Raw genomic sequence first — 25,320 nt, forward strand, 5'->3', positions numbered from 1 at the left:
GCAGAATGCCCTGAGGAGGCGTAGCAGCGCTACGCCGCACGAAAGGACATTCGAGGACGGCGGGGAGATGACTGTTTTTCAACAACCTACTTAGGAGACCATGAACGGCTGGACCGGAACCATACTCAGGGTTGACCTGAACGCCGGAACGGCGCAGCGCGAGACGCTCCCTACGCCGCTACTGGAGGAGTATCTCGGGGGCCGCGGACTGGGGATGCGCCTGATGCGCGACCACTTCCGGCTCGCCCCCCTCGACCCCGCCATGCCGCTGATCTTCGCCGTCGGGCCGCTGTGCGGCACCCCCGCCCCGACGGCGGCGCGGCTCTTGGTCGTCTCCCGCTCCCCCCTGACCGGCACCATCTGCGCTTGCTCCGCAGGCGGCAGATTCGCCCGGCGCCTGAAGGCGGCCGGACTGGATGCCCTCGTGATAACCGGCAGGAGTCAAAAACCGGCTGTTCTGGCAATCGGACCCGATGGGATTACGATCCTGCCGGCCGGCCCGTTATGGGGCAGGGATGTCCCCGCAACGGCGGCTGCCCTGAAAGGACGGGGCAGCGTGGCGGCCATCGGCCCGGCCGGTGAAAACGGCGTCCCCTTTGCCAGCATCGTGATGGACGAGGGGAGTTCGGCCGACCGGGGCGGCCTGGGGGCCGTGATGGGCGCCAAAAACCTCAAGGCGGTGGTCGTGGATGGCAACCGCGTGACGGCCATTGCCGATCCCGCCGCGTTGGACAAGGCCCGCCGCGATGTGCTGCGGCTCTTCAACGCCTCCCCGGTGATTTTCGGCCCCTTGGGAATCGCGGAGTTCGGCACGCCGGTGCTGGTGGACCTCATGGCCCAGCGCCGCATGACCCCCACCGGGAACTTCCGCGCCACCTTCTTCGAAGGCTCTGCCGCCTACTCGGGGCCAGCGATCAAAGAGGCCTTCACCCCCCGGAAGAATGGTTGCTGCGACTGTCCGATCCAATGCCGGAAAGCGACTGAGCAGGGCGTTCCCCTGCCGGAATACGAAACCGCGTCCCACTTCGGGGCGCTGAACGGGGTGAACGATCTGCAGGCCATCGTTGCGGCGAACCGGGTCTGCAACGACCTGGGGCTGGACGGGATTTCGGCGGCCGCCACCATTGCGGCCTGGAGCGAGATCAGGGGAGAGTTCCCCACGGCGGAGCAACTCCCCGGGCTGCTGGAGGACACGGCCCTGCGCCGCGGCGCGGGCGAGCTCCTGGCCCTCGGTTCGCGCCGCCTGGCGGAACGGCTGGGCCGGCCGGAGCTTTCCATGAGCGTCAAATCCCTGGAACTGCCGGCCTACGACCCACGCGGCGCCTACGGCATGGCGCTGGCATACTGCACCAGCAGCCGGGGGGGCTGCCACCTGCAGGCTTATCCCATCTCCCATGAGATCCTGCGTAAACCGGTGCCCACCGACCGCTTTACTTTTTCCGGCAAGGCCCGCATCATAACCATCGCCGAGGACACCAACGCCGCCATGGACTCCCTGGCGGCCTGCAAGTTTGCCCTCTTCGGCGCCAGCCTGGAGGAGTACGCGGAGCTGCTGACCGCCGCCACCGGCATCGGCTACTCCCCCCAGCGGCTGCGGGAGATCGGCCGCCGTATCTGCCTGACCGAACGTTTCTACAACTGCGCCAACGGTTTTTCCCGCAAGGACGACCGCCTGCCGGAACGTTTCTTCAGCGAGCCGGGGACGAGCGGCGACGGCATCCATATCCCCCCCATCGACCGGCGACGCTTCGAGGATGAACTGGACAAGTACTACCGCATCCGGGGACTGAATGCCGACGGCTGTTTCGATGACGCGGGCTTCCTGGAGAAACTGCCGTGAAGTGGTTCGGCAAAGCCCCCTCCCCTCCGCACGCCGGGCCGCTGCCCACGGACAACAAGGGCATCGGCGACCTGGGGGAGGATCTGGCCGCGGCATTCCTGGAAGCCAACAAGTACCGCATCCTGGAACGCAACTACCGTTGCCGGGGGGGCGAGGTGGACATCGTGGCCCGGGACCCGCGGGACAAAAGCCTGGTCTTCGTGGAGGTCAAGACCCGCCGCGACCTTTCCTACGGCGTCCCACAGCTGGCGGTGACCCCGTTCAAGCAGCGCCAGGTTTCCAAGGCCGCCCTGACGTGGCTGGCCAAAAACCGGCAGCAGGACGCCAATGCCCGCTTTGACGTGATCGCCATCCTCCTGACGGAGGGGGCTCCCCACAGAATCGAACATATCGAGAACGCCTTTGATCAGGCATACTGACCGGCGGTTGAAATCGCCGTGGGGATGCAGGCATCCAGGGCGCAAACGGGTGAGCAGACGTGACGCACCCGTCAGGACATTGAGCTTTTGAACGCGCGGCACCACCGCAGGCCAGCCCCGCAAGAGATTTTCAACAGCCTGCTAACGAGGAGATACCCATGGATTTCACCGTCGTATTGGCCCAGATAAAACCCAAGCTCGGCTGTGTCGCCGACAACCTTGCGCTCATCGAAGAGCGCATCGAGCAGGCCAAGGCGGCCAAGGCCGACCTGATACTTTTCCCCGAACTGGCCCTGACCGGCTACTTCCTGAAGGACCTGGTGCCCGAAGTGGCCCGGCGGCTGGATTCGCCCGAGATCGCGCGGCTGGTGGAGCTGTCCCGCGGCATCTCCATCGCCGTGGGCTTCGTGGAGGTGACCGACGACTACCGCTTCTTCAACTCCGCCCTGTACCTGGAGGACGGGGCGATCAAGCACCTCCACCGCAAGGTCTATCTCCCCACCTACGGCCTGTTCGACGAGCAGCGCTACCTGGCCCGGGGGGAACGTTTCCGGGCCTTCGACACCAGGTTCGGCCGCATGGGCCTGTTGATCTGCGAGGATATGTGGCATCTCTCGAGTTCCTACATCCTGGCCATGGACGGGGCAGCGACCCTGCTCTGCCTCTCCAGCAGCCCCGGGCGCGGCGTGGAGGGGGAGTCCCTCGCTTCGGCGGCGTCCTGGCAGAAACTGACCGCCACCACGGCGCTGTTCCTCAATTGCCGGGTACTGTACTGCAACCGGGTGGGGTATGAAGACGGCGTCAATTTCTGGGGCGGCTCGGAATATATCGCGCCATCGGGCGAATCGGCCGTACGGGCCAAACTGCTGGAAGAAGACAGCGTCAGCGCCCGGGTGGAGGAAGGCGCCCTGCGGCGGGAGCGGATCTTCTCCCCCATGCTGCGGGACGAGAACCTGTTCGTGACCCTGCAGGAACTCAGACGCATCGAACGGGAAAGGAGCCTGTGATGGCGGGTTTGTCAGCCAATACGGAACTGCTGCGCACCATGCTGGTGGGCTTCGTTCGGGACGAGGTGCACAAGGTCGGGGTGAAAAAGGCCGTGCTGGGATTGTCGGGGGGGATCGACTCGGCTCTGGTGGCATTCATCGCCGCCGAGGCCCTGGGGGCCGAAAACGTCCACGCCATCTGCATGCCCTACAAGACCAGCAACCCCGAGAGCGAGGCCCATGCCCGCCTGGTGGCCCAAGCATGCGGCGTGGAGTTCTCGCTGGTGCCGATCACCCCCATGGTGGATGCTTATTTCCAGATGTTCCCCGATGCCAACAACATGCGGCGCGGCAACAAGATGGCCCGCGAGCGCATGACCATCCTCTTCGACCATTCCGCCCACTACTCCGCCCTGGTGCTGGGCACCAGCAACAAAACCGAACTGCTGCTCGGCTACGGAACCCTCTACGGCGACATGGCCAGTGCCTTGAACCCCATCGGCGATCTGTACAAAACCCAGATCTGGCAGTTGTCCGAGGCCATGGGCGTACCGGGCGAGGTGATCGAGAAAAAACCCTCCGCCGACCTGTGGGCCGGACAGACCGACGAGGAGGAACTGGGTTTCTCCTACCGCCAGGTGGATGAGTTGCTCTACCGCATGGTGGACCTGCGCCTGTCCCGGGAGGAACTGATCGGCGCCGGCTTTGGCCCGGAGTTCATCGACACCATCTACAGGAAGGTTCAGAACTCCCACTTCAAGCGGCGCCTGCCGGTGATCGCCAAGGTGTCCAACCGTACCATCGACCGGGATTTCAGGTATTCCCGGGATTGGGGCAAATAAGGGCGTCAACGGAAAGCGGAGTTGACGACGTGCCGGCGTATTCTGGTACAATGGGGGTAACAGGACGGCAGGGCTTCAGGACCGGGGTGCGGCATGCTGGTGCTCGCACCCGGGAAGAATGAGGAAACACGCATGAAGCGACGTGATGAATCAACACTTGTCTACTCCAGCGAAACAGGCCGCGTGAACCTTGGCACCGCCAAGCCGCAGAGGACGCAGACGCCGAAGCAGGTGCCGGCGCCGCCGGCCGACGGGACGGTCCGCCTGCGCCGCGAGGTCAAGGGGCGCGGCGGGGGGACCGTTATTGTCATCACCGGCGTACCGCTCACGGGAGAGGCGTTGAAGGAATTGGCCGGGGCTTTGAAGAAACGCTGCGGCTGCGGAGGAACGGTCAAGGAAGGCGTCATCGAGATCCAAGGAGATCATCGCGACACCCTGCTCAGGGAACTGGAGTCCCGCGGATACCGGGTCAAACTGGCGGGAGGGTGAGGGTACAATTAATTCCTTGACCGTAATGATTTTTTCAAATATTTTTTTATATTCGATTTATTTTGCCAAGCTTGGATCGTAGGCGAGGCGCTCGTGCGAGAGTGGCGGAATTGGCAGACGCACCAGACTTAGGATCTGGCACCGAAAGGTATAGGAGTTCAAGTCTCCTCTCTCGCACCAATGTAACAACGCGCACCGCAGGGGCGGGCACGAAACAAATTTCAATCAGGAGAGGTTATCCGAAATGCAGGTTCACGTCGAAGAGATAAGCCCGGTCAAGAAGAGAGTCAATATCGAGGTCCCGGCTGAACAGGTCGATGCCGAGATCGAGAAGGTTTACGCGGGCATCCAGAAAAAGGCCAAACTCCAGGGGTTCCGTCCCGGCAAGGCCCCCATGCAGCTCATCAAGCGCACCTACAGCGATACCATGCGTGAAGAGGTCATGCGCAGCATCTACCAGCAGACCATCTTCAAGGCGCTGGGCGAGCACAAGATAGAGCCGGTGGACGCCCCGACCGTCGAAAGCGACATCCTCCAGCAGGGGGCGCCTTTCAAGTTCAGCGCCCTGGTGGAGGTCCTGCCGGAAATACTCCTTACCGGGTACACCGGGCTGGAGGTCAAAAAGGAGATCTACGTTCCCAACCCGGACAGCATCGAGGCCGAACTCAAGCGGATGCAGGAGAGCATGGCCCAGCTCGTGCCCATGAAAGACGATGCCGCCGTGGAGAATGGTAATATCGTCACCGTCGACTACACCTTTTCCGTGGAAGGGTATCCCAATGAAACCAGCACTGCCGAGGATGCCCAGATCGAGGTGGGTGCAAACCGGCTCCTTCCCGGCTTCGAGGAAGGGCTGATCGGCATGAAGTTCGGCGAGACGAAGGACATCCCCGTCACCCTGCCCGTCGGCTACCGCCTTGCCGAGGCGGTCGGCAAAGAGGGCGTCTTCCATGTCACCGTGAAGGAAGGCAAGTGCAAGGAGTTGCCCGAACTGGACGACGAATTTGCCCGGCAGTTCGGCGAGTACGAGTCCATGGAAGAGCTGCGGGCCAAAATGGTCGAATTCCGTGAAAAGCACGAGACCGACCGTATTCAGGGCGAGCTCAAGGAGCACATAGTTCAGGCCCTGATCGACAAGAACCCCCTCGAGGTTCCCGATGCCCTGGTCAAGCGCCAACTGGACGCCATGCTGGAAAACCTCAAGAACCGTCTGCAGAGCCAGCACATGTCCATCGAGATGATGGGCCTGGACGACAACGGTTTCCGTGAGCGTTTCCGTGACGCCGCAGCCGACAAGGTCCGGGGGGGAATGCTCCTCATGGCCCTGGTGACCAAGGAGAATATCACGGTTGCCGATGAGGACCTGGCGAAACGTTACGAACTGATCGCCGCCGGCAATCCGGACATGCTCGACCGCGTCAAGGAATATTACGAGACGAACCGTAATTTCAAGAGTTCGCTCATCGCCGAGATCAAGGAAGACAAGGCCATCGATTTTCTGCTGGGCAGTGCTGTAATCACTGAAGTTGACGCCTCCGAGTTGAAGCAGGCCGAGGCGTAAGGAGAAACAATGTATATCCCGATAGTGGTTGAACAAAGCGGCCGCGGCGAGCGTTCGTACGATATCTATTCACGCCTCCTCAAGGAGAGGATCATCTTCCTGGGCGGCAGCATCGACGACCACGTGGCCAACCTGGTAATCGCCCAGTTGCTTTTTCTTGAGGCCGAAGATCCGGACAAGGACATCCACCTCTATATCAACTCTCCCGGCGGCGTGGTAACGGCCGGCATGGCGATCTTCGACACCATGCGCTACATCAAGGCCCCGGTCTCCACCATCTGCGTCGGCCAGGCGGCATCCATGGGCGCCGTTCTCCTGGCAGCCGGGGAAAAAGGGAAGCGTTACAGCCTGGCCCATTCACGAATCATGATCCACCAGCCGCTGGGAGGATTCCAGGGACAGGCTACCGACATCAACATCCATGCCAAGGAAATCCTGCGCATGAAGGACGAACTGAATCACCTCCTCGCGGAGATGACCGGCCAGCCCTTCGAAAAAGTGGAAACGGATACGGAGCGTGACTTCTTCATGTCCGCCGACGAGGCCAGGGAGTACGGCCTGGTTGACTCGACGTTCATCAGGAAGCCCGATACGGGAGGTGCAGCATGAGCCGACGCGACACCAATCAGGAAAACCTGACCTGCTCTTTCTGCGGCAAAAGCCAGGAAGAGGTGAAAAAGCTGATCGCAGGGCCGGCGGTGTATATCTGCGACGAATGCATCGAACTCTGCAACGACATCATCGCCGAAGAGATGAAGATGGAAGAGACCTTGGGGCCGGACATGAAGAAGCTCCCCAAGCCTCGCGAAATCAAGGAGATTCTCGACGAGTACGTCATCGGCCAGGACAAGGCGAAGAAGGTGCTCTCGGTTGCGGTGTACAACCACTACAAACGCATCGAGTCGGGAAGCAAGCCGGGCGACGTGGAGATGCAGAAGAGCAACATACTCCTCCTGGGGCCCACCGGCTCGGGCAAAACGCTTCTGGCCCAAACCCTGGCCCGCATTCTGAAAGTGCCCTTCGCCATGGCCGATGCCACCAACCTGACCGAGGCAGGCTACGTGGGCGAGGACGTGGAGAACATCATCCTCAGCCTGCTCCAGGCGGCCGACTACGACGTGGAACGTGCCCAGAAGGGGATCGTCTACATCGATGAAATCGACAAGATCGCCCGCAAGACCGACTCCCCCTCCATCACCCGCGACGTATCGGGCGAAGGGGTCCAGCAGGCCCTGCTCAAGATCATCGAGGGCACGGTGGCCAGCATCCCCCCCAAAGGAGGCCGCAAGCACCCCCAGCAGGAATTCATGAAGGTGGATACCACCAATATCCTCTTCATCTGCGGCGGCGCCTTTGCCGGCCTGGAGAGCGTCATCCAGCAGCGCATCGGCATGAAGAGCCTCGGATTCGGCGCCGACGTCAAAAAGCGCGAGGAGAAGAAACTCGGGGAACTGCTCAACAACGTGACTCCCGAGGACCTGCTCAAATTCGGCTACATTCCCGAATTCATCGGCAGGCTCCCCGTCCTGGCCCCCCTCACCGAACTGGATGAGGACGCCATGGTACAGATCCTGAAAGAGCCCAAGAACGCCCTGGTTAAGCAGTATCAGAAGCTCTTCGACCTGGAGAACGTCCGCCTGCGTTTCACCGACGGCTCCCTGGTCGCCATCGCCAAGGAGGCGCTCAAGAGGAATACCGGCGCCCGGGGCCTGCGCTCCATTCTCGAAAACTCCATGCTGGAGATCATGTACGAGATCCCCTCGCAACAGAACGTCAAAGAGGTGGTTATCAGCGAGGATGTCATCTATCGCAAGGAAAAGCCGATCGTCGTTTATGAGCAGCAGGTGAATGATGCTGCCTGACCCTTCGGGACTTGAAAGTTTTACTGTAATTTCTGGATGTTACATATAGGCAAACGGACGAAAGCGTTATTTTATCGCGCTTTGCGGCATAAAAGATGCTCCAATAGCCCTTGAAATGGCGCTTTGCGCGAAAATTTCCTTGACAGTCTTCGCGGGAATCTGCTAAACACTGACTCGCTTTGTATTCCCATAACAAAACAGGAGGTGTAACGTGACAAAATCCGAACTGATTAGCGCAGTAGCAGAGAAGGCTGGGCTTAAAAAGGTTGAAGCTGAAAAAGCTGTTGCTGCTTTCATCACCACCGTAACCGGCGCCCTCAAAAAAGGCGACAAGCTGAGCTTGGTTGGTTTTGGCACCTTCTCCACCGCAAAACGGGCTGCCCGCAAGGGTCAGAATCCCCAGACCGGCAAGAAGATCAGCATTCCGGCCGCTGTCGTGCCCAAGTTCAAACCGGGTAAGACCCTCAAGGAAGCCGTCAACAGCAAGAAGTAATCCCGTACTGCAAAGTACGTCGAAGATTGAGGGGTTGTAGCTCAGTCGGTTAGAGTGCCAGCCTGTCACGCTGGAAGTCGCGGGTTCGAGCCCCGTCAACCCCGCCATAAAATTCGGGCGAATAGCTCAGCTGGGAGAGCGCCAGCCTTACAAGCTGGATGTCACAGGTTCGATCCCTGTTTCGCCCACCATTAAATTGTAAGTGGTTGATTTTGAAAGAGTTTTTTGACGCCACCAACAAGAATAGCCCATCAAGTCCACTTTTTGATACACCAGAAGGGGATGAGATGGGCTTATTTTTTAATGTTGGTTGCATATGCAAAAACACGTTGTGAGGCGATTTACCCCCAAGACTTCTTGTTCATTGAAACAGTAAACCCCGCCTGAAAAGACGGGGTTTACCAATGGCCGGGTTAGGCGTTTTACTTAACTCCTTTTATCTGGTTGGGACATAAAACCAGACTCGAATCCTTGCCGCCTACGACGCTTCAGAATGGGCAGCGCCCTGGCCAGTTCAACTTGCAGAAGGCATTTAATTAACAGCTATTTCCACCGTTTTTACTCCCGCAGAAAAATTTTCCCCTTTATAGGGGCGAAGCATCTTCCTTTTGTACACCGGCGTAACGGCAACCGTGTTAATGCCGGGGCGAATCTCGATTTCCCGCTCCACAATCACGTCATCTATCGGGAGTGCTATACTTAGCCTGTGTTTTCCGGGCGCAAGAGTCAACCGCTTGCTGAACTGATATTTCCAACCGGTGCCGCTCTCCGGCGCTTTCAATCCAACCGAGTTGTTGTCTTCCAGAATGGGGTCGGCTTCAAGTATTGTTGTCTGTCCATCAATATTGAGGTGCGCTCGGTATGGAGGGGCTGTATGCTTGCCGTACGTGCCCATGAGGTAATATAGATTGCTCTTGACCAAAAGTGTGAAATCGACGACCGCCCTTCCCGCTTGAGCGCCATTTCCTCCCTCGGTGAAAACATCATTCCTGGCTGGAATTACAGACTTGGCGATAAGATCGCGATTATTTGCACAACCACTTGCAGCTACACCGAGCAACAACAGCGCTCCGACCATACATATGTTCATTTTCATTGTTATCTACCACCCTTTCATTTTTCAAGATATGGGAAGGTCAACAACCCGGGCTCATTAATAATTAGCGTGGCCAATAGACCCATTGATTAATAGTTGCAGTTTGCGAGTTTGAGAGGGAGCCATATGTCTCCCTCTTATATGCTTACTGGTAGCTATAGAAAATTAATGACAGTAAGATTCATACCTGCTGCAACAGATCGAATCTTTGCTTTGATCCCCTTAATATCTTCTTCAAGTTCTACGACGCGCCTCGTGTCCAATCCATCATATGTATAGAGGGAGCGCAACGCCAAATCCTTGGCCTTCAGCTGCTCCCTCAAGTCCGTAGTGTGTTGCCTGAACTTGTTAAGCGTCTCAGTGGAAATAACATTTATCTGTCTGTCTTCAGCAGACACAAAATTATTCAAGGTCAAAACTGCCGCGACAAGAACCAATGCCATGGTTTTCATTTTCATTATTGTTCCTCCTTGATGGTTGCCCAATAAAAATTCCGTTTCGTTTTCACGAAGAGCCCGAAATCCATGTCATGCTCTCGGAGGATGAAAAATTTCGTTTATATGCGGGTCTGGAATGAGCCGAACAACATCGGCAAAGTTGCAGTCAATCACCCTGATATTGGCCCGTAGAACAAACGATGAGGCCGCATCCGCAATTACGCATACACATAAAGGGCAAATTGGTGTGGTGCCGGGAAGCGGGCAGCTTTGTGCACCATCGGGATTACAGTGATTTTGGTTGCCTGCCTCAATTGCCGCTGGAGACTCGGCTGATGCAATGAGAACGGCACCCGAGAACATTATCCCGAGGGAGAGCAACAGCAATGCACAGATCATTCGAAATATAAGAGTTCTCATTTACAAACTCGTTGAAAGATGGAAGAAACGTTCGTACTACCCAAAGACAACAGATTCAAATACACATAAATCAAAAGCGTTAAACTTTACGTTATTCAGCTTTTGTTACCTGCCAGCATAGCTCTCTGTTGGCAGACTTGGTCAAGAGCCAGATGCAGAGGTGTCATCACGTTGCCCTTTTCCTTCTCTGGCATTTTTTTAAAGAGCCTTTTAACGTCATGCTCAGGACTGATCCTTGCGTTTGCTATTTTCCCGGCTTGTGTAGAGATCTCATCGTTTGATTATCCTCTTTCAGCTTGCGTTCAAGCAGCTTCAACTCATCGGGAGAATAGACTTTATCTCCCTTGGCAATTTCAATTTTCAATTTTGCAATGCGTTCCGGCAGAGAATCGACTACCTTAGGACAATTTTTGCCATAAAGCGGGCCGATATTCTTCCTCTCTGCCGGGAGAGCGGCAAAAGCCTGAACTGCTCCGCAAAACACACTGACTGCACAAACCGTTACCATAAGCTTTTTCATGAATGAGCCTCCTTGAGGTGATGCCCCCATTGCTTGCGCATGGAGGGAATGTTAAGGTTGTATTTCTTGAGGATCTTGTAAACAGACTGCCGGCTTAGCGATACGTGTTGGTACTCGAGAGCGTTTCTGAGTCTCTGCGTTCCCCACTCCGGGTGCGTTTCAACCAAAGCCAGAATTTTTTCTTCCGTTCCCGGCGGAACAGGCTTGTGGACTCTTTGTACCTTCCCGTGCCCCGTCTTCCTGTTGTTTGCTTTCACTGCACCAGCTTTCCTGCTATTTCTTTTTGCAACAGCCACTTTGGTGAATATCCCGGCGAGATCGGCCATGGACAAACGCCGGCATTCCGTCTTTATGCCTTCACCAGATATGTTGTTCATCGGTCCTCCATAGTTGTCTCGTTATCGATGATCATCCGCAGTTTGTTCGCGGCCATTGTAAGCGGGCTCCATCATATGGCTGTGCTCCCCCTTTCGTTCGTCCTGATCTTGACCACATCGTCAACGGTGGAGACGAATATCTTCCCATCGCCCGAATTGCCGGTATGGGCATATTTCTGAACCGCGGTGACGACCGCCTCCGCCATATCGTCGTTCACCACCACTTCAAGTTGGATGCGCGGAACGAACTCCACCATCTCGTACACGACCTTGTCGATGGCGTTTTTTGCCCGGCCTTTGCCAAACCCCCTGATCTCCGAGATAGTAACCCCGGGGAGACCGGGAATGGAGTGGAGTTCCTCTGCCACATCCCGCAGTTTCGATGGCCGGATAATCGCTTTAATCTCTTTCATTGCCTGCTCCTTTCTTCAGAGAGTCGGGATTACATTTCCTCTTCGGCATGGCGTTTCTCGAACCAACCGTACACCGAAGGGATGATCAGCAACGTGAGCAGGGTCGAAGTCACCAGCCCCCCCACGACGACTGTTGCCAGTGGTTTCTGGATCTCCGAGCCGGTACCCCCGGCCAGCAGCATCGGAATCAGGCTGAAGATGGCAATCGAGGCGGTCATCAGTACCGGGCGCAAGCGGTCGGAAGCCCCTTTTCTGATGGCCTCGTCCAGTGACAGCCCATCGTCCCGCAGTTGCGCAATGCGCGATACCAGCACTAAGCCGTTCAGGACCGCCACGCCGAACAGCACGACAAAACCGACCGACGCGGGCACCGAAAGGTACTGGCCGGAGATGAAGAGTGCAAAGACGCCACCGATCAGGGCGAACGGCAGATTAGATATGACCAGCAGAGCCAGCCGGATCGAGCGGAAGGTGACGTACAGAAGCAGCAGGATCAAGCCGACGGCTACCGGACCGATGATCATCAACCGGTTCATGGCCCTTTGCTGGCTTTCAAACTGGCCGCCCCAGGTGAGGTAGTAGCCCGGCGGCAGTTTGACCTGTTCCCTGATCTTCTGTTTCGCCTCGGCTACAAAACTGCCGATGTCCCGGCCGGTGATGTTCATCTCGATGCCGATCCTCCGTACTCCGTCCTGTCGGCTGATCTGCACCGGCCCTTCAACCATCTTCACGTCGGCCAACTGCTCCAGCGGCACATTGACCCCAGCGGCTGTGGTTATCAGCAGGTTTTTGATCGCATCGAGGGAGTTGCGCTTCTCCTCCGGCAGCCGCACCGTAATGGGGAAGCTGCGGTTTTCCTCGTACAATTGAGATGCCACCTTGCCGGCAACAGCGATCTCGATCACCTTTTGCACGTCGCTGATATTGAGGCCGTAGCGCGCGATCCTCGATCGGTCGATATCGACGGTCAGATACGGTTGGCCGGAAACTTTCTCGGCATTCAGGTCTGTGCCCCCCTTGACGGTTGACAGCACCTTGGTGACCTCCTGGGATTTTTCGCTGAGCACTTTGATATCTTCACCGAACAGCTTGACGATCAGTTGCGCCCGGGTGCCGGCCACCAATTCGTCGATGCGGCACTGTATCGGCTGGCTGAATCCGACCGTGATGCCGGCAATAGCTTCGAGAGCCTGACGCATCTGGTTGGTTACCTCTTCCTTGGTGATATTGCGCGGCCATTCGCTTTTAGGTTTGAATATCCCCACGTAACCGGTTTTGTCCGAGCCTCGGGTATCAAGGGCTACTCCCGTCTGCCCGGTGCGCCCCACCACCGTATCCAACTCGGGGAACTCCTTCAGCTTTGCGGCGACGCGCTTGTTCACCTCCAGGGCCTTCTCCATGGAGACACCGGGAAGCATGGAGATGTCCATATCGAAAGCCCCTTCGTCCATGATTGGGATGAACTCTGTCCCCAGCCGGGTTGCCAAGAAGAGGGAAACGACCAGCAGTATGCCGGCAATTCCCAGCACCACACGCTTCTTGTTCATGGCGTAATTGAGCAGGGGCTGATAGAGCCGGTGAGCGCGCTTCATGATGAAGCTTTCCTTTTCCGGGTGAGGTTTCAGAAGGAGGATGCAGAGCACCGGGATGATGAAGATGGAAAGGAGCAGGGATACGAGGAGCGCGATAGCCACGGTGAGAGCCAGCGGGCCAAACATTTTCCCTTCGATTCCCTCGAGTGTCAGGATGGGAATGAAGGTGATGGCAATGATCAGCTCGCCAAAAATGCTCGGTTTTCGCACTTCCATTACCGCTTTCAGTACCGTCGTCAATTTTGGATGGCGTCCCCCCCCCTCGCTCAAATGCCGCTGAACGTTCTCCACCTGGATTATGGTGGTGTCGATAATCATGCCGATGGAGATGGCAAGGCCGCCGAGGGACATCAGATTGGCGGTGATGCCGGTCAGCTTCATGACGATGAAGGTGGCCAGCAGCGAGAGCGGCAGGGCAATGAGCACGACGATGCTACCGCGGATACTGTTCAAGAGCAGGTAGAGCACGATCAAGACCAGGATGGAGCCTTCGATCAGAGCCTTGTTGACCGTGCCAACGCTGGCCTTGACGATATCGCTCCGGTCGTAGTAGGGAACTATCTTGACCCCTTCCGGCAGGATGTTGTTTGCGTTTATCTCCCTGACCTTGGCGGCAACCCGCCGGACGACGTCACGGCTGTTTTCGCCCCGGAGCATCATGACGATACCGCCGACACACTCATCCTTGCCGTTTTTCATGGCGGCGCCCATGCGCACCGCCTCGCCGACCTTTACCTGGGCCACGTCACGGATATACGTGGGGGTGCCGCCAGCCGATTTCAGCACGATATTTCCGATATCTCCCACATCCCTGATCAGACCAACGCCTCGGACGATATACTGATCGGTGCCCCGTTCGAGCAGATTGCCGCCGACATTCTCATTGTTGCTGCCGATGGCGTTGTAGACGTCATCGATGTTAATGCCGTATTTCACCAATTTTTCCGGTGAAACCAGCACTTGGTACTGTTTGAAATATCCGCCGTAGGAGTTGACTTCGTTGACCCCTGCGACATTTTTCAATTGCGGCGTGACAACCCACTCCTGGATGGTGCGCAGATTGGTCAAGTAGGCGACCTTTTGCTGGGGATCGTCCGGCATTTTTCCTTCCAGGTTGTACTGGTAGATTTCCCCCATGGCCGTACCGATCGGCCCCATGGCCACCTCGACCCCTTTGGGCACCTTTTCCCGGGCTTCCGCCAAGCGCTCGAACACCAGCTGCCGGGCAAAGTAGATGTTCACATTGTCCTTGAAGACGATGGTGACGATGGACAAGCCGAACTTGGTGACGGAGCGCATCTGCTCGATCCCCGGCAGGCCGCGCATGGCCATCTCGATGGGATACGTGACGTTGCGCTCGATCTCGATGGCCGACAGGCCGTCGGCGTGACTGACGACCTCCACCTGGATGTTGGTTACATCGGGAAAGGCGTCGATGGGCAGTTTTACATAGGAATAAAGGCCGAAGGCGACGATCAGGAGCGCCAGGAGGATGACCATCCCCTTCTGCCGTAAGGTGTAGGCAATTAATTTTTCCAGCATCGGAACCTCGCTTCCGTTCGTAGAATTAGTTGTGGTCAGTGACCATGGTCATCCTTCATTTCACCCTTCTTCACTTCCGACTTGAGAATGAAGGACCCCTTGACGGCCAATTGTTCCCCCTCTTTCAAACCGGACACGATTTCGACCATGCCGCCCGTTGCCCGGCCGGCCTGAATCGTGCGGGCAACGAATTCGTCCTTGCCCTCTGCGACGAAGACCACCTTCCTGCCATCCAGGTCCTGGATGGCATCCTCGGGCACCGCCAGAACCGGTGCCGCATCGGCGGCAAGCGCCAGTTCTATCGTGGCAAACATCTCCGGTTTCAGCTTCCGGCCGGTATTGGGTACTTCAATGCGGGCTTTGACCGTGCGGGTGTTCGGATCTACCAAATCGGCGATGTAGGTAATGCGTCCCTTCAGCTTGAGGTCGGGAAATGCACCGACGGAGACTGAGGCTGTTTGGCCGCGGTGAATCTTGGCCAGATCCTTTTCATTGATGTCCACCACAACCCAGATAAAGGAAAGGTCGGCGATGGTGTAAAGACTTTGGGAGGGATCCGCCAGTTCACCTACAATTGCGTGCTTTTCAGTAATGACTCCAGCGATGGGCGCGCGGACCGGCAAGAGCGGCTTCTTATGAGAGTCGCTTCTGACATCGGAAAGATTCACTCCGAAAAGCGATAGCCGCTCTTCGTCCGTGCGCAGTTCGGTCTGGGCCATCTTGAAGTCGGTCTCGGCCTGGAGGATGTCCTTGCGGGCCGCAATCTTTTTCTCGACCAGGGCCTTTATCCGTTCCATGTTGGCCTGGGCCAGGGCGAGCTTCGTCTTTGACTGGCGATAGCGGCTCAGCGCCTCGCCAAGTTCCACACTGTCCAGAGTGACCAGCACTTGACCAGCGGCAATTCCGTCTCCCAAGGAAGACTTCACACTCACGATCTTGCCGGAGATCCGTGGGGAAACGTGAGCGGTCTTGTCGGCATTGGCCTCCACTTTGCCCGTAGCACTGATGACACCGGCAAGCCGTTGTTTTGCCACCGTTTCGACCACTACTCCGTTTTGCTTTTGCTGTTCGGCAGCCATTTTGATTGAGCCTTTTTCATCGTGTCCTGCGTGGCCGCCTTGTTCGTTTCCCTGTCCTTTGTCGTCGGCCTTTTCATCCGTATGGCCGGCGGCCCTTCCCGCATCATCTTTGGTGGAAACGGTGCGGTAGTAAAGGCCGCCGCCCACGGCTACGGCCAGGATCAGTCCAATAAGTAGTGCCCTCTTCTTCACTTATCACCTCCGGTAAATTCTGATGCGGTAACCGATTCGAGCTTCACCAGGGCTGCCTGCCGGTCATGGAGCGCGTTCAGGTAGCCGTCGTTGACCTCGAAGAATTTTTTCTGTTCTTGAATGACCGAAAGAATACTCACTTCGCCAAGGCGATAGGCTTCCCGGGTCAGTTGCAGGTTCTCCTCAAGCTGGGGGATGATGTCGGCCCTGTAGAGGGCAAGCACCGACATGGCGTTCTGGTAGGATGCGTAGGCTGTTTCGGCCTCCCGTTCCACCGTTCCGGCAGCAGCGGCCAAACGCGTCTCACTGCTGTTCTTCTTGGCCCTGGCCTCCTGGACGCCTGCCTGGTTCCGGTCGAAAACGGGGATGGGGATCGAGAACCTGACACCAATGGTATAAGCGGTGTCTTTTCTTTCCGCGTCGCCAATCTCCATTGAGGTCGTATCGCGTTTGAACACGAGAGCTGTCGTGAGGTTGGGGACACTTTCCGCCTGGGCAAGTTGAATCTCCGCGTCTCCCCATCCTTTCTCCGCTTCCAGGACCTTAAGATCCGGGCGGTTGGCGTGTGCCAGTTGTCTCAGATCGGCAAGCGACTTTGTCACAGGGACGCCAGGCTCCAGTTGTCCTTCGATCGCCGGCTGACTGCCAGGCAGAAGCCCCATCAGCGTCCCGAGCCTGGCCCGGCTTTGCAGCATGGCTTTTGCCACCTCGATTCTGTTTCCTTCGCTCCGCGCCAGTTCGACTTTGACCAGGTTCATCTCCAGTTCCGGGATGTCCCCGGCTGTCAGGCGTTCTTTGGTTACTTCGAGAAGCTGCCGATTGAGGGCTATGGAACGGTCTATGAGAGCCAGCCGCTCTCTGGCCAGTACCGCTTCGTAGAATGCCGTCTTTACCTCGTCGCGGAGCAGCCGTTCCTGGTTCGCCAGTTGCCAGCGATAGATATTCAGCTCCCGCTCGGCGATGGCCAGTCGCTTGTCGCGCTTGCCGGCGAGGAGAAACTCCTGCGACAGCCCTATGGCCAGGCTGTTTTCGCTTTTGCTTCCGGTCAGGGCTCCGGTACCGGCTTCAAGGTCGAGCGTTGGGTTCGGCAGGAGACCAGCCCTGATTCGGGCGGCATCACGGATATCTTTCTCTATGCGCAGCGCTTTGAGCTCGCCGTTGTTCCGCAGCGAATACTCGATGGCCTGCGGCAATGACATGGCCGGCTCGTCTGCCCGAGCCGTGGTAACCGTCAGTACGCAGACGATTATCGGCACCAGGGGCAGAACTCCCCGTGCAAATACAGTCGTTCCCAATGGAACCTCCTTATTTTGTTGTGTGGAAAGGGATATGGGGTGATTACGGACGCACTACGGCCTGAAGAGAAGATACAGTTATCCCTGAGTCAGGGATGGACTCCACCCGTCGTAGTGTTTTAGGCCAGGTTTTGCGGGGGAATAAACTTGGAAAGAAATACTTCCGGAAGATACTGGTATGGGCCGGAGAAACGCAAACTTGAAATCATGGGGCTATAGTGTGGTGCCAATTGTGATGCCGTCAAGGGCGCGTGGCATTCGCAGTTAATGCAGGCATCACAGGCATCATAGTCCTGATGTTCTGACGACTGGCCACAAGGGTTTTGATCGGATGAAGCTAAATCCGCTTGGTTCATGACTGAGCCGTTCAATGACGTGATGGAACCTTGCATGGCGTGAGCGCTTTCATGCACACCCTGTACGGTTACGATCATCATGACCAGAAGCAGCAGTCCTGACACAAATTTTAGAGGGATGAGTTTGCGCATAACTTGTCTTTACCATAAACAATAATTGTGGAGCATGTCAAGTATCAAGATATGTGTACAAAAGATGGTAATCACCTGACAGTTTTTCCCTTGAACGGGGTCGAAATTTGCGCTGCCAGCTTCAAGCCTTCAGCATCAGAAGGCCCGAGCAGAATATTATTTTTATCTTTTATTTAAAATAGTTACCAACAAAGAACAGTCATTAAAAATCACCCCTGTTTCGCCTGCAACAGGAAACGGCCACCCGCATTGATGCGCAGGTGGCCGTTTCCGTTCTACCCCAAGGGCCTGGAATGCGGCCTGTCGCCATTTCATAATTATGTGCTTATGCACAAAAAACTTGACACCTGCTTTTGGGATACCTAATATGTGCATAGACACATAATGATGCCAAGGGGGTCCACAATGAAAGTCTGTTTTCCCGTCCAGGAGAATCAGGGCCTGGAGAGTCAGGTGTATGGCCACTTTGGGTCTGCACCGGGCTTTGTCGTCGTGGATATCGCCACCGGCGAGGTGGCGGCGCTCGATAACGGCGACCAGATCCACGAACATGGCGCCTGTAACCCGGTAGCAGGATTGGGTGGTCATCAGGTGGAGGCAATCGTGGTTGGCGGCATTGGCGGCGGGGCGCTGCATAAGCTCAATCGTGCCGGTATGCGCGTGTTCCAGGCGCAGGCGGGGAATATCGGCAGGAATCTCGAACTGCTGCGCAACAATGCTCTGCCGGAGTTCATGCCGGGTCACACCTGCGGCGGACATGGGCACAGCCAAGGGTGCTCGCACTAAGTATGGCGCGGCCACGCAAGCCGAGGATCTGCACCTGCCCGCACCGTGCGGGGTATTCCGCCGTGTTCAAGCCGGCGGGAACACCACTGAAAGACATGGAAATCATCAAGCTCGACCATGACGAACTGGAAGTGCTTCATCTGTGCGACGGAGAGGGAAAAAACCAGATGGAGGCGGGAGCCTGCATGGGGGTGTCGCGCGGCACGGTTCAGCGGCTTCTGGCCAATGCGCGCTTCAAAGTGGCCCAAGCCTTGGCAGGGCACAAGGCGCTGGCGATCTCCGGCGGCACGCAGGAACATGGGGAGGCCGGCATCCCCGGTGAAAATGAGGAAGTGGAATGACCCGATTGTTTCGCACAGCAGTTCGCGATGAATTACCGTACCCACTGGAGGCAGTATGACGGAACAGGCAGCAACGTGTCAGCAATCGTCTTGTCAGAGTAATAATGCCGCGTTAAACGCAAAAATCGGCAGCATCAAGCATACCTTCATCGTCATGTCGGGCAAGGGCGGGGTCGGGAAAAGCACCGTTTCGGTCAATCTCGCCCTGAGCCTTTCCATGCAGGGCTTGAAAACCGGAATCCTGGATGTGGACATCCACGGTCCGAGTGTCCCGAAGATGCTGGGGCTTGCCAACGAAAAGATCAAATTCGTGGATGATCAGATCGTCCCACAGGAAGTCTACGATGGCTTGAAGGTCATCTCCATGGGGTTTCTGCTCAACAGCAGCGAAGATGCCGTAATCCTGAGGGGACCGGCCAAGGCAGGCATCATTCGCCAGTTTTTCGAAAATGTTGCCTGGGGCGATCTGGATTGCCTGGTCGTCGATTGCCCCCCCGGCACCGGCGACGAACCGCTTTCCGTCGTCCAGCTTCTGGATACCGCAAAAAGCAGCGCCGTCATCGTCACCACGCCGCAGCAGCTGGCAACGATCGATGTGGAAAAATCCATCGACTTTTGCCGGCAGCTCAAGCTGCCCATCAACGGGATCGTGGAGAACATGAGCGGTTTCATCTGTCCGCACTGCCACGCGGAGGCGAACATTTTCTCCGCGGGAGGCGGGTATAAACTGGCCCAGAAGTTCGTCGTCCCGTTCCTCGGCACGATTCCGATCGACCCGGATATCGCCCGAAGCGGAGATGAAGAGCGCCCCTACCTGAGCGCATATCCCACAACCGAAACCGCCGCCAGATTCGGCGAAATCGTCGAGCGGCTGAGATCGGTTTACCTGGAATTGCGGAATAAGCCGGAAGCAGACTCATGTTGCGGCGGCAGCAAAGCGCAGCAATGTTCCGAGCCCGGGGAATGTTGCTCGGGCCAGGAGCGGTAACAGACCGAAGGCATGGCACGTGTACCTGCATTCACGGGACGTACTATGGATGACGCCAGATTGGCCGACATACGGAACAATTGCACAGAATGCGGCTTGTGCGCAGATAGCTGCCACATTCTGACCGAGTCGGGGGAATCCCCTGCGGCAATGGCCGCGCGCGGGGCAACGCTGCACGAGGCCCTGAGCTGCTCGTTCTGCGGTGCCTGCGAAGCGGTCTGCCCGCAGGGGGTGGCTCCTCTGGAGCTGTTTGCCGCCAAACGGCGGGAAGCGGTCGAAAACGGCGAATTTGCCGTGGAGGAATTCCGCTACCTCTACCCGGACCGGGAACGCAACCTCATGAGCATGTACCGCGCACAGTGCGGCATCGACTACCAAGACCTGGAGGCGAGCGGTGAGGCGACGTCATGTTTTTTCCCGGGATGCAGCCTGATGACCTACTCTCCCGGGCTCACGCGGGAGGTGTTCGGGCGCCTGAAAGAGAGCGGCGTTTGCCAGGCTATCTGGACGGCCTGCTGCGGCAAGGTTCTGGACCAGCTGGGATTGCGGCAACGGCTGCAAAACATGCAGGAACATCTGAGGAGCTTTGTCCGGGAGCACGGGATAAAACGGCTGGTCGTGGCCTGTCCGGGATGTTACCACGACTTGGGGGAAATACTCCGGGGAAGCGGCGTGGCCATCCAGACCGTCTACGAGGTCTTGGATTTTGGCCCTGGAGAGCGTGCAGGCGGCAGACGCTGCACGGTCCATGACGCATGCCCGGACCGCACTGCCGGGCTGTTCGGCGGCCAGGTACGCACGCTGCTGGAACAGTCCGGCTTTGCCATCACGGAAATGTCACACACACGGGCAAACACCATCTGCTGCGGCAGCGGTGGCCAGTTGTCCCATTTCCGCCCCGACCTGGTGGATGAGTTGGTGGAACGGCGGCGGGACGAATTTCAGCAAACGGGCGCCGACGTCCTGGTGGGGTACTGCCTGAGCTGCGTTCTGAAATACGACAGCATGCTCCCCGGCGTCCCGGTTACCCATGCCTTGAACCTGCTCCTTGAACGGGAGCCCGATTACAGGGGGGTCAAGGAACGGGCGCGCCGGATGTTCGAAGGGCCTGATGGCGAAAAGCTGTGGGAGGAGGTCATGGCCGACTGAAGCCGGCCTGCCTCACGGCCAAACCGTTACTTGTTGTGTCCCTTCCCGTGCCCTTTCCCTTTGCCCCTCCCCTGCCCTTCGTCGTCGCCGGCCGGGCGGCCGCTGAAGGTCAGGTCACCGCGCTTGAGGGCGTGGAACTCCGCAGAGCCTGGCTTGATCCCCATACTCTTGGCGATGACGCCCCACCCCTTGCCCTGGTTGGCTTTGTAGACCCTGACAACCTGCTCGGGCGGTTTTTGCGTCCATTGGCCGAGTTGGAGACACATGAACGCGTCGGCCGGTTCCCTTACCGTGTCCATGATGGTGCGGACCTGCACCAGCGGGACGCCGAACTGGGCGCTTACCTTGGCGGAAAAGCCGTTCATGTCGGCCCGCGCCTGGATATTGAGGCTGTTGAGAAAGCCGTCAAGGCCTCCTCCGGCGACCGCAACGCCGCCACAGAACATAAGCGCCAGTACGGCAAGAAATGCTCTCTTCATCTCGTTGTCCCTCCTGTGGATAGTTGTCGTAATCCGCTGCCATTCTGCGGTTCAGTCACTCGCTCACCCTGCGCAGGCCGTAAATGGCCACCTCGGCGCTTCGCCCCGTAACCTTGAACTCAGCCTCTTTCTGGGATGCCGAGGTACCTTTCGTAAGCCCGGTGGGCAGGGGTGCGCAGGTAATAGAAAAGGGTACAGAACTCAAGCCCCCCCCTGAGATAGTCCCTCCATGTGAGCTTGGACCCCTTGACATCCATCCACTGCACCAGCGGAAACTCGACCCACCGGGAACTTGCCTCCGCAGGGGAAACCCCCATAACGATGGGGAACCGGGCGAACATTTCAACGTCGAAGGTCCAGGCCACCTTGAAGGGCGTGCCGAATACGCGCCGCACGGCCGCACTGCTCCTGAACATCTTGGCGCCGCACTGGGTGTCGTAAACGCCGATGTCGAGCAAGAGCGATGCGCATGTGGCAAAGAGCCTGCCGCAGTAATGCCGCCAGGCGTTACGTTCAATCCTCCGGCCGAGCAGGCGCACCCGTGAGCCGATGGCGATCTCCGCACCCGTGGAATCGAGCAGCCGGCAAAAATCCCCGATGACGTCGAGGGGGGTCGCCAGATCGGCATCCCAGTACCCGACATAATCGAAAGCGCCACGAAGCGACGCGAGCATGCCCTGGCGTACCGCCTCGGCCTTGCCCGAGTTTTTTTCCAGGCTCACGACCTCCACCCGGGCCGGATTCCGTTCCTTCAGAGAGGTGAGGAGCGGCAGCGTGCCATCCGTGCTCCCATCGTCCACAAAGAGAAACGACAGGTCGCCGTTGTCATCCAGCGCCTCTTGAAAAGCCTTCGGGGCCAGCCGTGCTGCTTCATTATAGCACGGTACGATTATCCTCGTTTTTCGCATAAGGCCCATCCCGTAAGCCCGGGGATCTTTATGCCCAAACGGCTGGCTGCGATCAAAAGACTGTTGTCCCAGGCAAACACCTTGCCGAGTACCGCGGTGACGGCCTCGCCCCGGTCCCACTTCCCGACGCCATCCGATTCCTTGCCGATATGCAGGAGTTTATACAGAACAAGTTTGGGCAGCAGGAGGCTGGAAAAAAGGTAGCCGGAGGAGACGACTTCCAGCCCGCACGCCGTTGCCAGGGCAACGAGTTCCTTCAGGCTGTAGCGCCGGTAATGCCCGAGAAAGGCATCGTGCCGACCGTATATGCACTGGAAGGCGGGGACGGTTAGCATAACCTTGCCCCCCGGGGGGCATGCCGGCCAACCATATCCGTCAGGAATTCCCGGTCGGCCGCCACATGCTCCAGCACGTCCAGGAGGAGCAGGAGATCGTACACCCCCTTTTCGGGCATTTCCCGGCAATAGCTCATCCCCCCGGCAGGGTCGGCAAGAGCGGCGATCAGTTCATCGGTGAGATTTATATCGACCGCCGTCACCTCTTTGCTCGCAAGACGGTTGAAGATATTCCCGGAGATGAAACCGTCGCCGCACCCCACATCGAGAACGGAAATTCCCTCGAACATGACAGGGTCCAGGATCTTCTGCAAGGCCTTGAGCCGTGCGACCTCCCAGGGATGCCTTTTCCCATGGTGTATGGTGAATTCCCGTAGATCCATTCACTCCTGCCAAACCGGGCGGCGCCGGGGTTCAGACATTCACGATCTTGACACAACTGGCGACCTTATACGTCTCGTGCATTATCGAGCCGGGGGCGGCGCTTTTCAAGGAAATGGCGTCAACCAGCCTGACAAAGGAGTCCGCATCGAGTTCGTCGATCTTCATGCCTACGCCCGTTTCTTCGCAATGAACCGTGCTTGCCCGCACGTTGATGGACGAATGGGGAGGATGATAGATGGTAACGTCCAACGGCAGATTCAATGGCATGTCCGGCTTCATACTGCGGGACGTTCTGATATAGAACCCCTGGAGACTCAGATTCTCTACGGTGCCCCACACCAGGTGGTTGTTATAGGAGATTGACGCGCCATCAGAGAAATCGACCCTGGTAAAATTTCTGTTTTCCATGTTGCATTCCTCCGCGGATTACTCGCACATAGAGATCACCCGGCAGACCGTTTTGAGACGTGCAGGCACCAAACTAAAAGATCCTTCATAAATAGTAAGCGCATAATGCCTTCTTGTCAAAAGTGCTATTCAGAGTATTCCTTCCAGACCAGGCCGGATGTCGATTCAAATTTTGTTATGCTGTCGGTATCCTCGATGCTGCCGGTAAATGCGGCATCGTCATCCCAGAGGACCCCTTCCGGCATGAGTATTCGGGCCACGATCTCCTTTCCGCCGACCGTACGCGGATGCACGGCCTTTTTAACCCGCTTTGCCGTTGCTTCATAAAGGATCAGAGCAAAGGAGGCGTCGCAATTGCCGCAATGCTCTTGCGAAAATGTATAGACCCCTTCCCTGGCCTTCTCGACGACCGCTTCCCGGATGTCGGCGCGGGTTGCCACCATGACCGGAAAGACCGGCGTACCGCTGCGGGCCTCGGTACGGGTGAACGGCCTGTCCCGCCGCGCCTTTTTGAACTCCTTGAAGGTGACGGTCAACGGTGGATGCTTTTTGCCGGAGATGACCAGTTTAAGGTCACCCGTAACAATGGGGACCGGAATGCCTTTCACCGCTTGAGTGTTCTGCATCCTGGCCAGTTGATCCAACCAGCTCTTCTCTGCCGCCAATCGGTTGCTCTCCTGAAGCAGCCGGTCCCTTTTCTGCTGATCTGCCTTGCGGAGCGCCTCTTCACGGCTCCTGCGGTCACGCTCCGCCTGTTCGCGGGCTAGCTGTTCCTGCCGGGCCTTGTCACGGACAAGCCGCTCCTGCTCCACCCTGCGGAGTTCTGCCTCGCGGGCGGTGCGCTCCTGGTCCGCCGTCAGGCGGGCGGCCTGTTCCCAGGCAACTCTCTCCCGCTCCCGGCGTTCCTGCTCTTGGCGCTCCAATGCCAGACGGGCCGACTCCGCCTGCCGAGCGGCTTCTTCCTCTGCCCTGCGCTTCTCCTCTTCATGCATGGCAGCACGGCGGTCCTTTTCCTGCCCGGCGGCGGGGGTGCCGCCATCGGCCGCCGCCGGTCCCTGCTGCTGTGGGGCGTTGCCGGTGGCCGCCGTGTCTGTCGCGGGCCGAGGCCGCCGTTGCGCAACGATCTGCCCGAGAGAACGTGGCATGACCATCTCCGGGACGCCCCCCTCGTCGACGGGTGGTGCGGGCGTTTCGTCGTTCTCTTCAGCAGCCGCCTGCTCCAATGGGGGGACCGCCTCTTCAGGAGCACCCGGGGCTGCCGCCAGGGCGCCATGGTCAGGAGGGGTATTCGAGGCGTCCTGGTGCCACGGCGGTGCGTCCGAAGGCGTCTCCCCGCCGCCAGGGAAGAAAATCGAGGAGAGCCGGAAGAATTCGTTTTTTTCCGCGGTTGCGGCTACCGGCAGTTGCATCACCGGCGCGATCATGGCGGCGAACATCAGGCTGTGTACGAACAGGGAGCCGACAACCGAGCAGAACAGGAGGCGGCTGCATGCCTTTCTGCGAGCGAGCAGTATGGCCCTGTTTGCGTATGGCGCGGGCAACGGCATCACCCCTTCTCGTCGATGATGGAGCGCGTACTCCGGGACGCCCTCCACCGGG

At 57.9% G+C, this 25,320-nt stretch carries 28 protein-coding genes and 3 tRNA genes; 16 read left to right on the forward strand and 15 right to left on the reverse strand.

The window, feature by feature from the left end; all coding sequences use genetic code 11:
* The first annotated feature begins 100 nt into the window (after positions 1-100).
* The 12 genes from FO488_RS12215 (at position 101) to FO488_RS12270 (ending at position 8,683) form a co-directional block, all read left to right on the forward strand.
* Positions 101-1,840, forward strand: coding sequence for an aldehyde ferredoxin oxidoreductase family protein (locus FO488_RS12215; protein ID WP_149210810.1), 1,740 nt, complete (start codon positions 101-103; stop codon positions 1,838-1,840).
* 41 nt (positions 1,841-1,881) lie between these two features.
* Positions 1,882-2,259, forward strand: coding sequence for a YraN family protein (locus FO488_RS12220; RefSeq protein ID WP_149212178.1), 378 nt, complete (start codon positions 1,882-1,884; stop codon positions 2,257-2,259).
* Between the two features lie 158 nt (positions 2,260-2,417).
* On the forward strand, positions 2,418-3,266 hold the full coding sequence (locus tag FO488_RS12225; RefSeq protein ID WP_149210811.1) for a nitrilase-related carbon-nitrogen hydrolase: 849 nt from the start codon (positions 2,418-2,420) through the stop codon (positions 3,264-3,266).
* Complete coding sequence (locus tag FO488_RS12230; protein ID WP_149210812.1) at positions 3,266-4,087, forward strand: NAD+ synthase; 822 nt, start codon at positions 3,266-3,268, stop codon at positions 4,085-4,087. The genes FO488_RS12225 and FO488_RS12230 overlap by 1 nt, the downstream gene beginning before the upstream one ends.
* 132 nt (positions 4,088-4,219) lie before the next feature.
* A complete protein-coding gene (locus tag FO488_RS12235; protein WP_149210813.1) occupies positions 4,220-4,576 on the forward strand; it encodes a translation initiation factor Sui1 in 357 nt (118 codons plus the stop codon).
* Positions 4,577-4,671: 95 nt separating this feature from the next.
* A tRNA-Leu gene (locus FO488_RS12240) sits at positions 4,672-4,756 on the forward strand.
* A 64-nt stretch (positions 4,757-4,820) separates the two neighbouring features.
* The gene (gene tig / locus FO488_RS12245) at positions 4,821-6,137 is read left to right on the forward strand and encodes a trigger factor (RefSeq protein ID WP_149210814.1); all 1,317 of its coding nucleotides are present in this window, start codon (positions 4,821-4,823) and stop codon (positions 6,135-6,137) included.
* Between the two features lie 9 nt (positions 6,138-6,146).
* Entirely contained in the window at positions 6,147-6,746 is a 600-nt protein-coding gene (gene clpP / locus FO488_RS12250) for an ATP-dependent Clp endopeptidase proteolytic subunit ClpP (RefSeq protein WP_149210815.1), read from the forward strand.
* Positions 6,743-7,999 carry an ATP-dependent Clp protease ATP-binding subunit ClpX gene (clpX, locus tag FO488_RS12255; RefSeq protein ID WP_149210816.1) on the forward strand — a complete coding sequence of 419 codons (1,257 nt, stop codon included), beginning with the start codon at positions 6,743-6,745 and terminating at the stop codon, positions 7,997-7,999. The genes clpP and clpX overlap by 4 nt, the downstream gene beginning before the upstream one ends.
* Before the next feature lie 211 nt (positions 8,000-8,210).
* Complete coding sequence (locus FO488_RS12260; RefSeq protein WP_149210817.1) at positions 8,211-8,492, forward strand: HU family DNA-binding protein; 282 nt, start codon at positions 8,211-8,213, stop codon at positions 8,490-8,492.
* Between the two features lie 30 nt (positions 8,493-8,522).
* Positions 8,523-8,599 (forward strand) — tRNA-Asp (locus FO488_RS12265).
* Positions 8,600-8,607: 8 nt separating this feature from the next.
* Positions 8,608-8,683: transfer RNA gene (locus FO488_RS12270), tRNA-Val, on the forward strand.
* Between the two features lie 341 nt (positions 8,684-9,024).
* Here FO488_RS12270 and FO488_RS12275 read toward each other — a convergent pair.
* From FO488_RS12275 to FO488_RS12320, 9 genes are all read right to left on the reverse strand, one after another.
* Positions 9,025-9,588, reverse strand: coding sequence for a hypothetical protein (locus FO488_RS12275; RefSeq protein ID WP_149210818.1), 564 nt, complete (start codon positions 9,586-9,588; stop codon positions 9,025-9,027).
* Positions 9,589-9,743: 155 nt separating this feature from the next.
* Positions 9,744-10,046, reverse strand: a complete 303-nt coding sequence (locus FO488_RS12280; protein ID WP_149210819.1) for a hypothetical protein — start codon at positions 10,044-10,046, stop codon at positions 9,744-9,746.
* A gap of 643 nt (positions 10,047-10,689) precedes the next feature.
* Positions 10,690-10,965, reverse strand: coding sequence for a hypothetical protein (locus FO488_RS12290; protein WP_149210821.1), 276 nt, complete (start codon positions 10,963-10,965; stop codon positions 10,690-10,692).
* Positions 10,962-11,291, reverse strand: a complete 330-nt coding sequence (locus tag FO488_RS12295) for a helix-turn-helix domain-containing protein (RefSeq protein WP_205743268.1) — start codon at positions 11,289-11,291, stop codon at positions 10,962-10,964. The genes FO488_RS12290 and FO488_RS12295 overlap by 4 nt, the downstream gene beginning before the upstream one ends.
* A 122-nt stretch (positions 11,292-11,413) precedes the next feature.
* The gene (locus FO488_RS12300) at positions 11,414-11,755 is read right to left on the reverse strand and encodes a P-II family nitrogen regulator (protein ID WP_149210823.1); all 342 of its coding nucleotides are present in this window, start codon (positions 11,753-11,755) and stop codon (positions 11,414-11,416) included.
* A 29-nt stretch (positions 11,756-11,784) separates the two neighbouring features.
* A complete protein-coding gene (locus tag FO488_RS12305; RefSeq protein WP_149210824.1) occupies positions 11,785-14,889 on the reverse strand; it encodes an efflux RND transporter permease subunit in 3,105 nt (1,034 codons plus the stop codon).
* 35 nt (positions 14,890-14,924) lie between these two features.
* Positions 14,925-16,160: an efflux RND transporter periplasmic adaptor subunit gene (locus FO488_RS12310; RefSeq protein WP_149210825.1), complete on the reverse strand. Its 1,236-nt coding sequence runs from the start codon at positions 16,158-16,160 to the stop codon at positions 14,925-14,927.
* Positions 16,157-17,455 carry a TolC family protein gene (locus FO488_RS12315; protein WP_149210826.1) on the reverse strand — a complete coding sequence of 433 codons (1,299 nt, stop codon included), beginning with the start codon at positions 17,453-17,455 and terminating at the stop codon, positions 16,157-16,159. Before FO488_RS12315 ends, FO488_RS12310 begins: the two co-directional genes overlap by 4 nt.
* Positions 17,456-17,574: 119 nt before the next feature.
* Positions 17,575-17,943, reverse strand: coding sequence for a hypothetical protein (locus tag FO488_RS12320; protein ID WP_149210827.1), 369 nt, complete (start codon positions 17,941-17,943; stop codon positions 17,575-17,577).
* A gap of 405 nt (positions 17,944-18,348) precedes the next feature.
* On the opposite strand from FO488_RS12320, the gene FO488_RS12325 reads away from it, so the two are divergent.
* Genes FO488_RS12325 through FO488_RS12340 form a run of 4 tightly spaced genes read left to right on the forward strand, consistent with a single transcriptional unit; the run spans position 18,349 to position 21,207 of the window.
* On the forward strand, positions 18,349-18,729 hold the full coding sequence (locus FO488_RS12325) for a NifB/NifX family molybdenum-iron cluster-binding protein (protein WP_149210828.1): 381 nt from the start codon (positions 18,349-18,351) through the stop codon (positions 18,727-18,729).
* A gap of 2 nt (positions 18,730-18,731) precedes the next feature.
* Positions 18,732-19,070 (forward strand): DUF134 domain-containing protein, encoded by a 339-nt coding sequence (locus FO488_RS12330; protein ID WP_149210829.1) that lies wholly within the window; start codon positions 18,732-18,734, stop codon positions 19,068-19,070.
* Positions 19,071-19,125: 55 nt separating this feature from the next.
* Positions 19,126-20,058, forward strand: a complete 933-nt coding sequence (locus FO488_RS12335) for an Mrp/NBP35 family ATP-binding protein (RefSeq protein ID WP_149210830.1) — start codon at positions 19,126-19,128, stop codon at positions 20,056-20,058.
* A gap of 45 nt (positions 20,059-20,103) precedes the next feature.
* Positions 20,104-21,207, forward strand: coding sequence for a (Fe-S)-binding protein (locus tag FO488_RS12340; RefSeq protein WP_240731894.1), 1,104 nt, complete (start codon positions 20,104-20,106; stop codon positions 21,205-21,207).
* A 26-nt stretch (positions 21,208-21,233) separates the two neighbouring features.
* Here the strand turns inward: FO488_RS12340 and FO488_RS12345 are convergent, their stop codons facing one another.
* The 6 genes from FO488_RS12345 to FO488_RS12365 form a co-directional block, all read right to left on the reverse strand.
* Complete coding sequence (locus tag FO488_RS12345; protein WP_149210832.1) at positions 21,234-21,686, reverse strand: hypothetical protein; 453 nt, start codon at positions 21,684-21,686, stop codon at positions 21,234-21,236.
* Between the two features lie 119 nt (positions 21,687-21,805).
* Positions 21,806-22,603 carry a glycosyltransferase gene (locus FO488_RS12350; RefSeq protein ID WP_149210833.1) on the reverse strand — a complete coding sequence of 266 codons (798 nt, stop codon included), beginning with the start codon at positions 22,601-22,603 and terminating at the stop codon, positions 21,806-21,808.
* Complete coding sequence (locus FO488_RS20025; RefSeq protein ID WP_240731896.1) at positions 22,576-22,929, reverse strand: hypothetical protein; 354 nt, start codon at positions 22,927-22,929, stop codon at positions 22,576-22,578. Before FO488_RS20025 ends, FO488_RS12350 begins: the two co-directional genes overlap by 28 nt.
* A complete protein-coding gene (locus FO488_RS20030; protein ID WP_240731898.1) occupies positions 22,923-23,312 on the reverse strand; it encodes a methyltransferase domain-containing protein in 390 nt (129 codons plus the stop codon). The genes FO488_RS20025 and FO488_RS20030 overlap by 7 nt, the downstream gene beginning before the upstream one ends.
* 31 nt (positions 23,313-23,343) lie before the next feature.
* Complete coding sequence (locus FO488_RS12360) at positions 23,344-23,721, reverse strand: PilZ domain-containing protein (protein WP_149210834.1); 378 nt, start codon at positions 23,719-23,721, stop codon at positions 23,344-23,346.
* Positions 23,722-23,846: 125 nt separating this feature from the next.
* The gene (locus FO488_RS12365; RefSeq protein WP_149210835.1) at positions 23,847-25,262 is read right to left on the reverse strand and encodes a hypothetical protein; all 1,416 of its coding nucleotides are present in this window, start codon (positions 25,260-25,262) and stop codon (positions 23,847-23,849) included.
* Between the last annotated feature and the right edge of the window lie 58 nt (positions 25,263-25,320).

This window comes from Geobacter sp. FeAm09 (genome assembly GCF_008330225.1).
Taxonomy (GTDB): Bacteria; Desulfobacterota; Desulfuromonadia; order Geobacterales; family Pseudopelobacteraceae; genus Oryzomonas.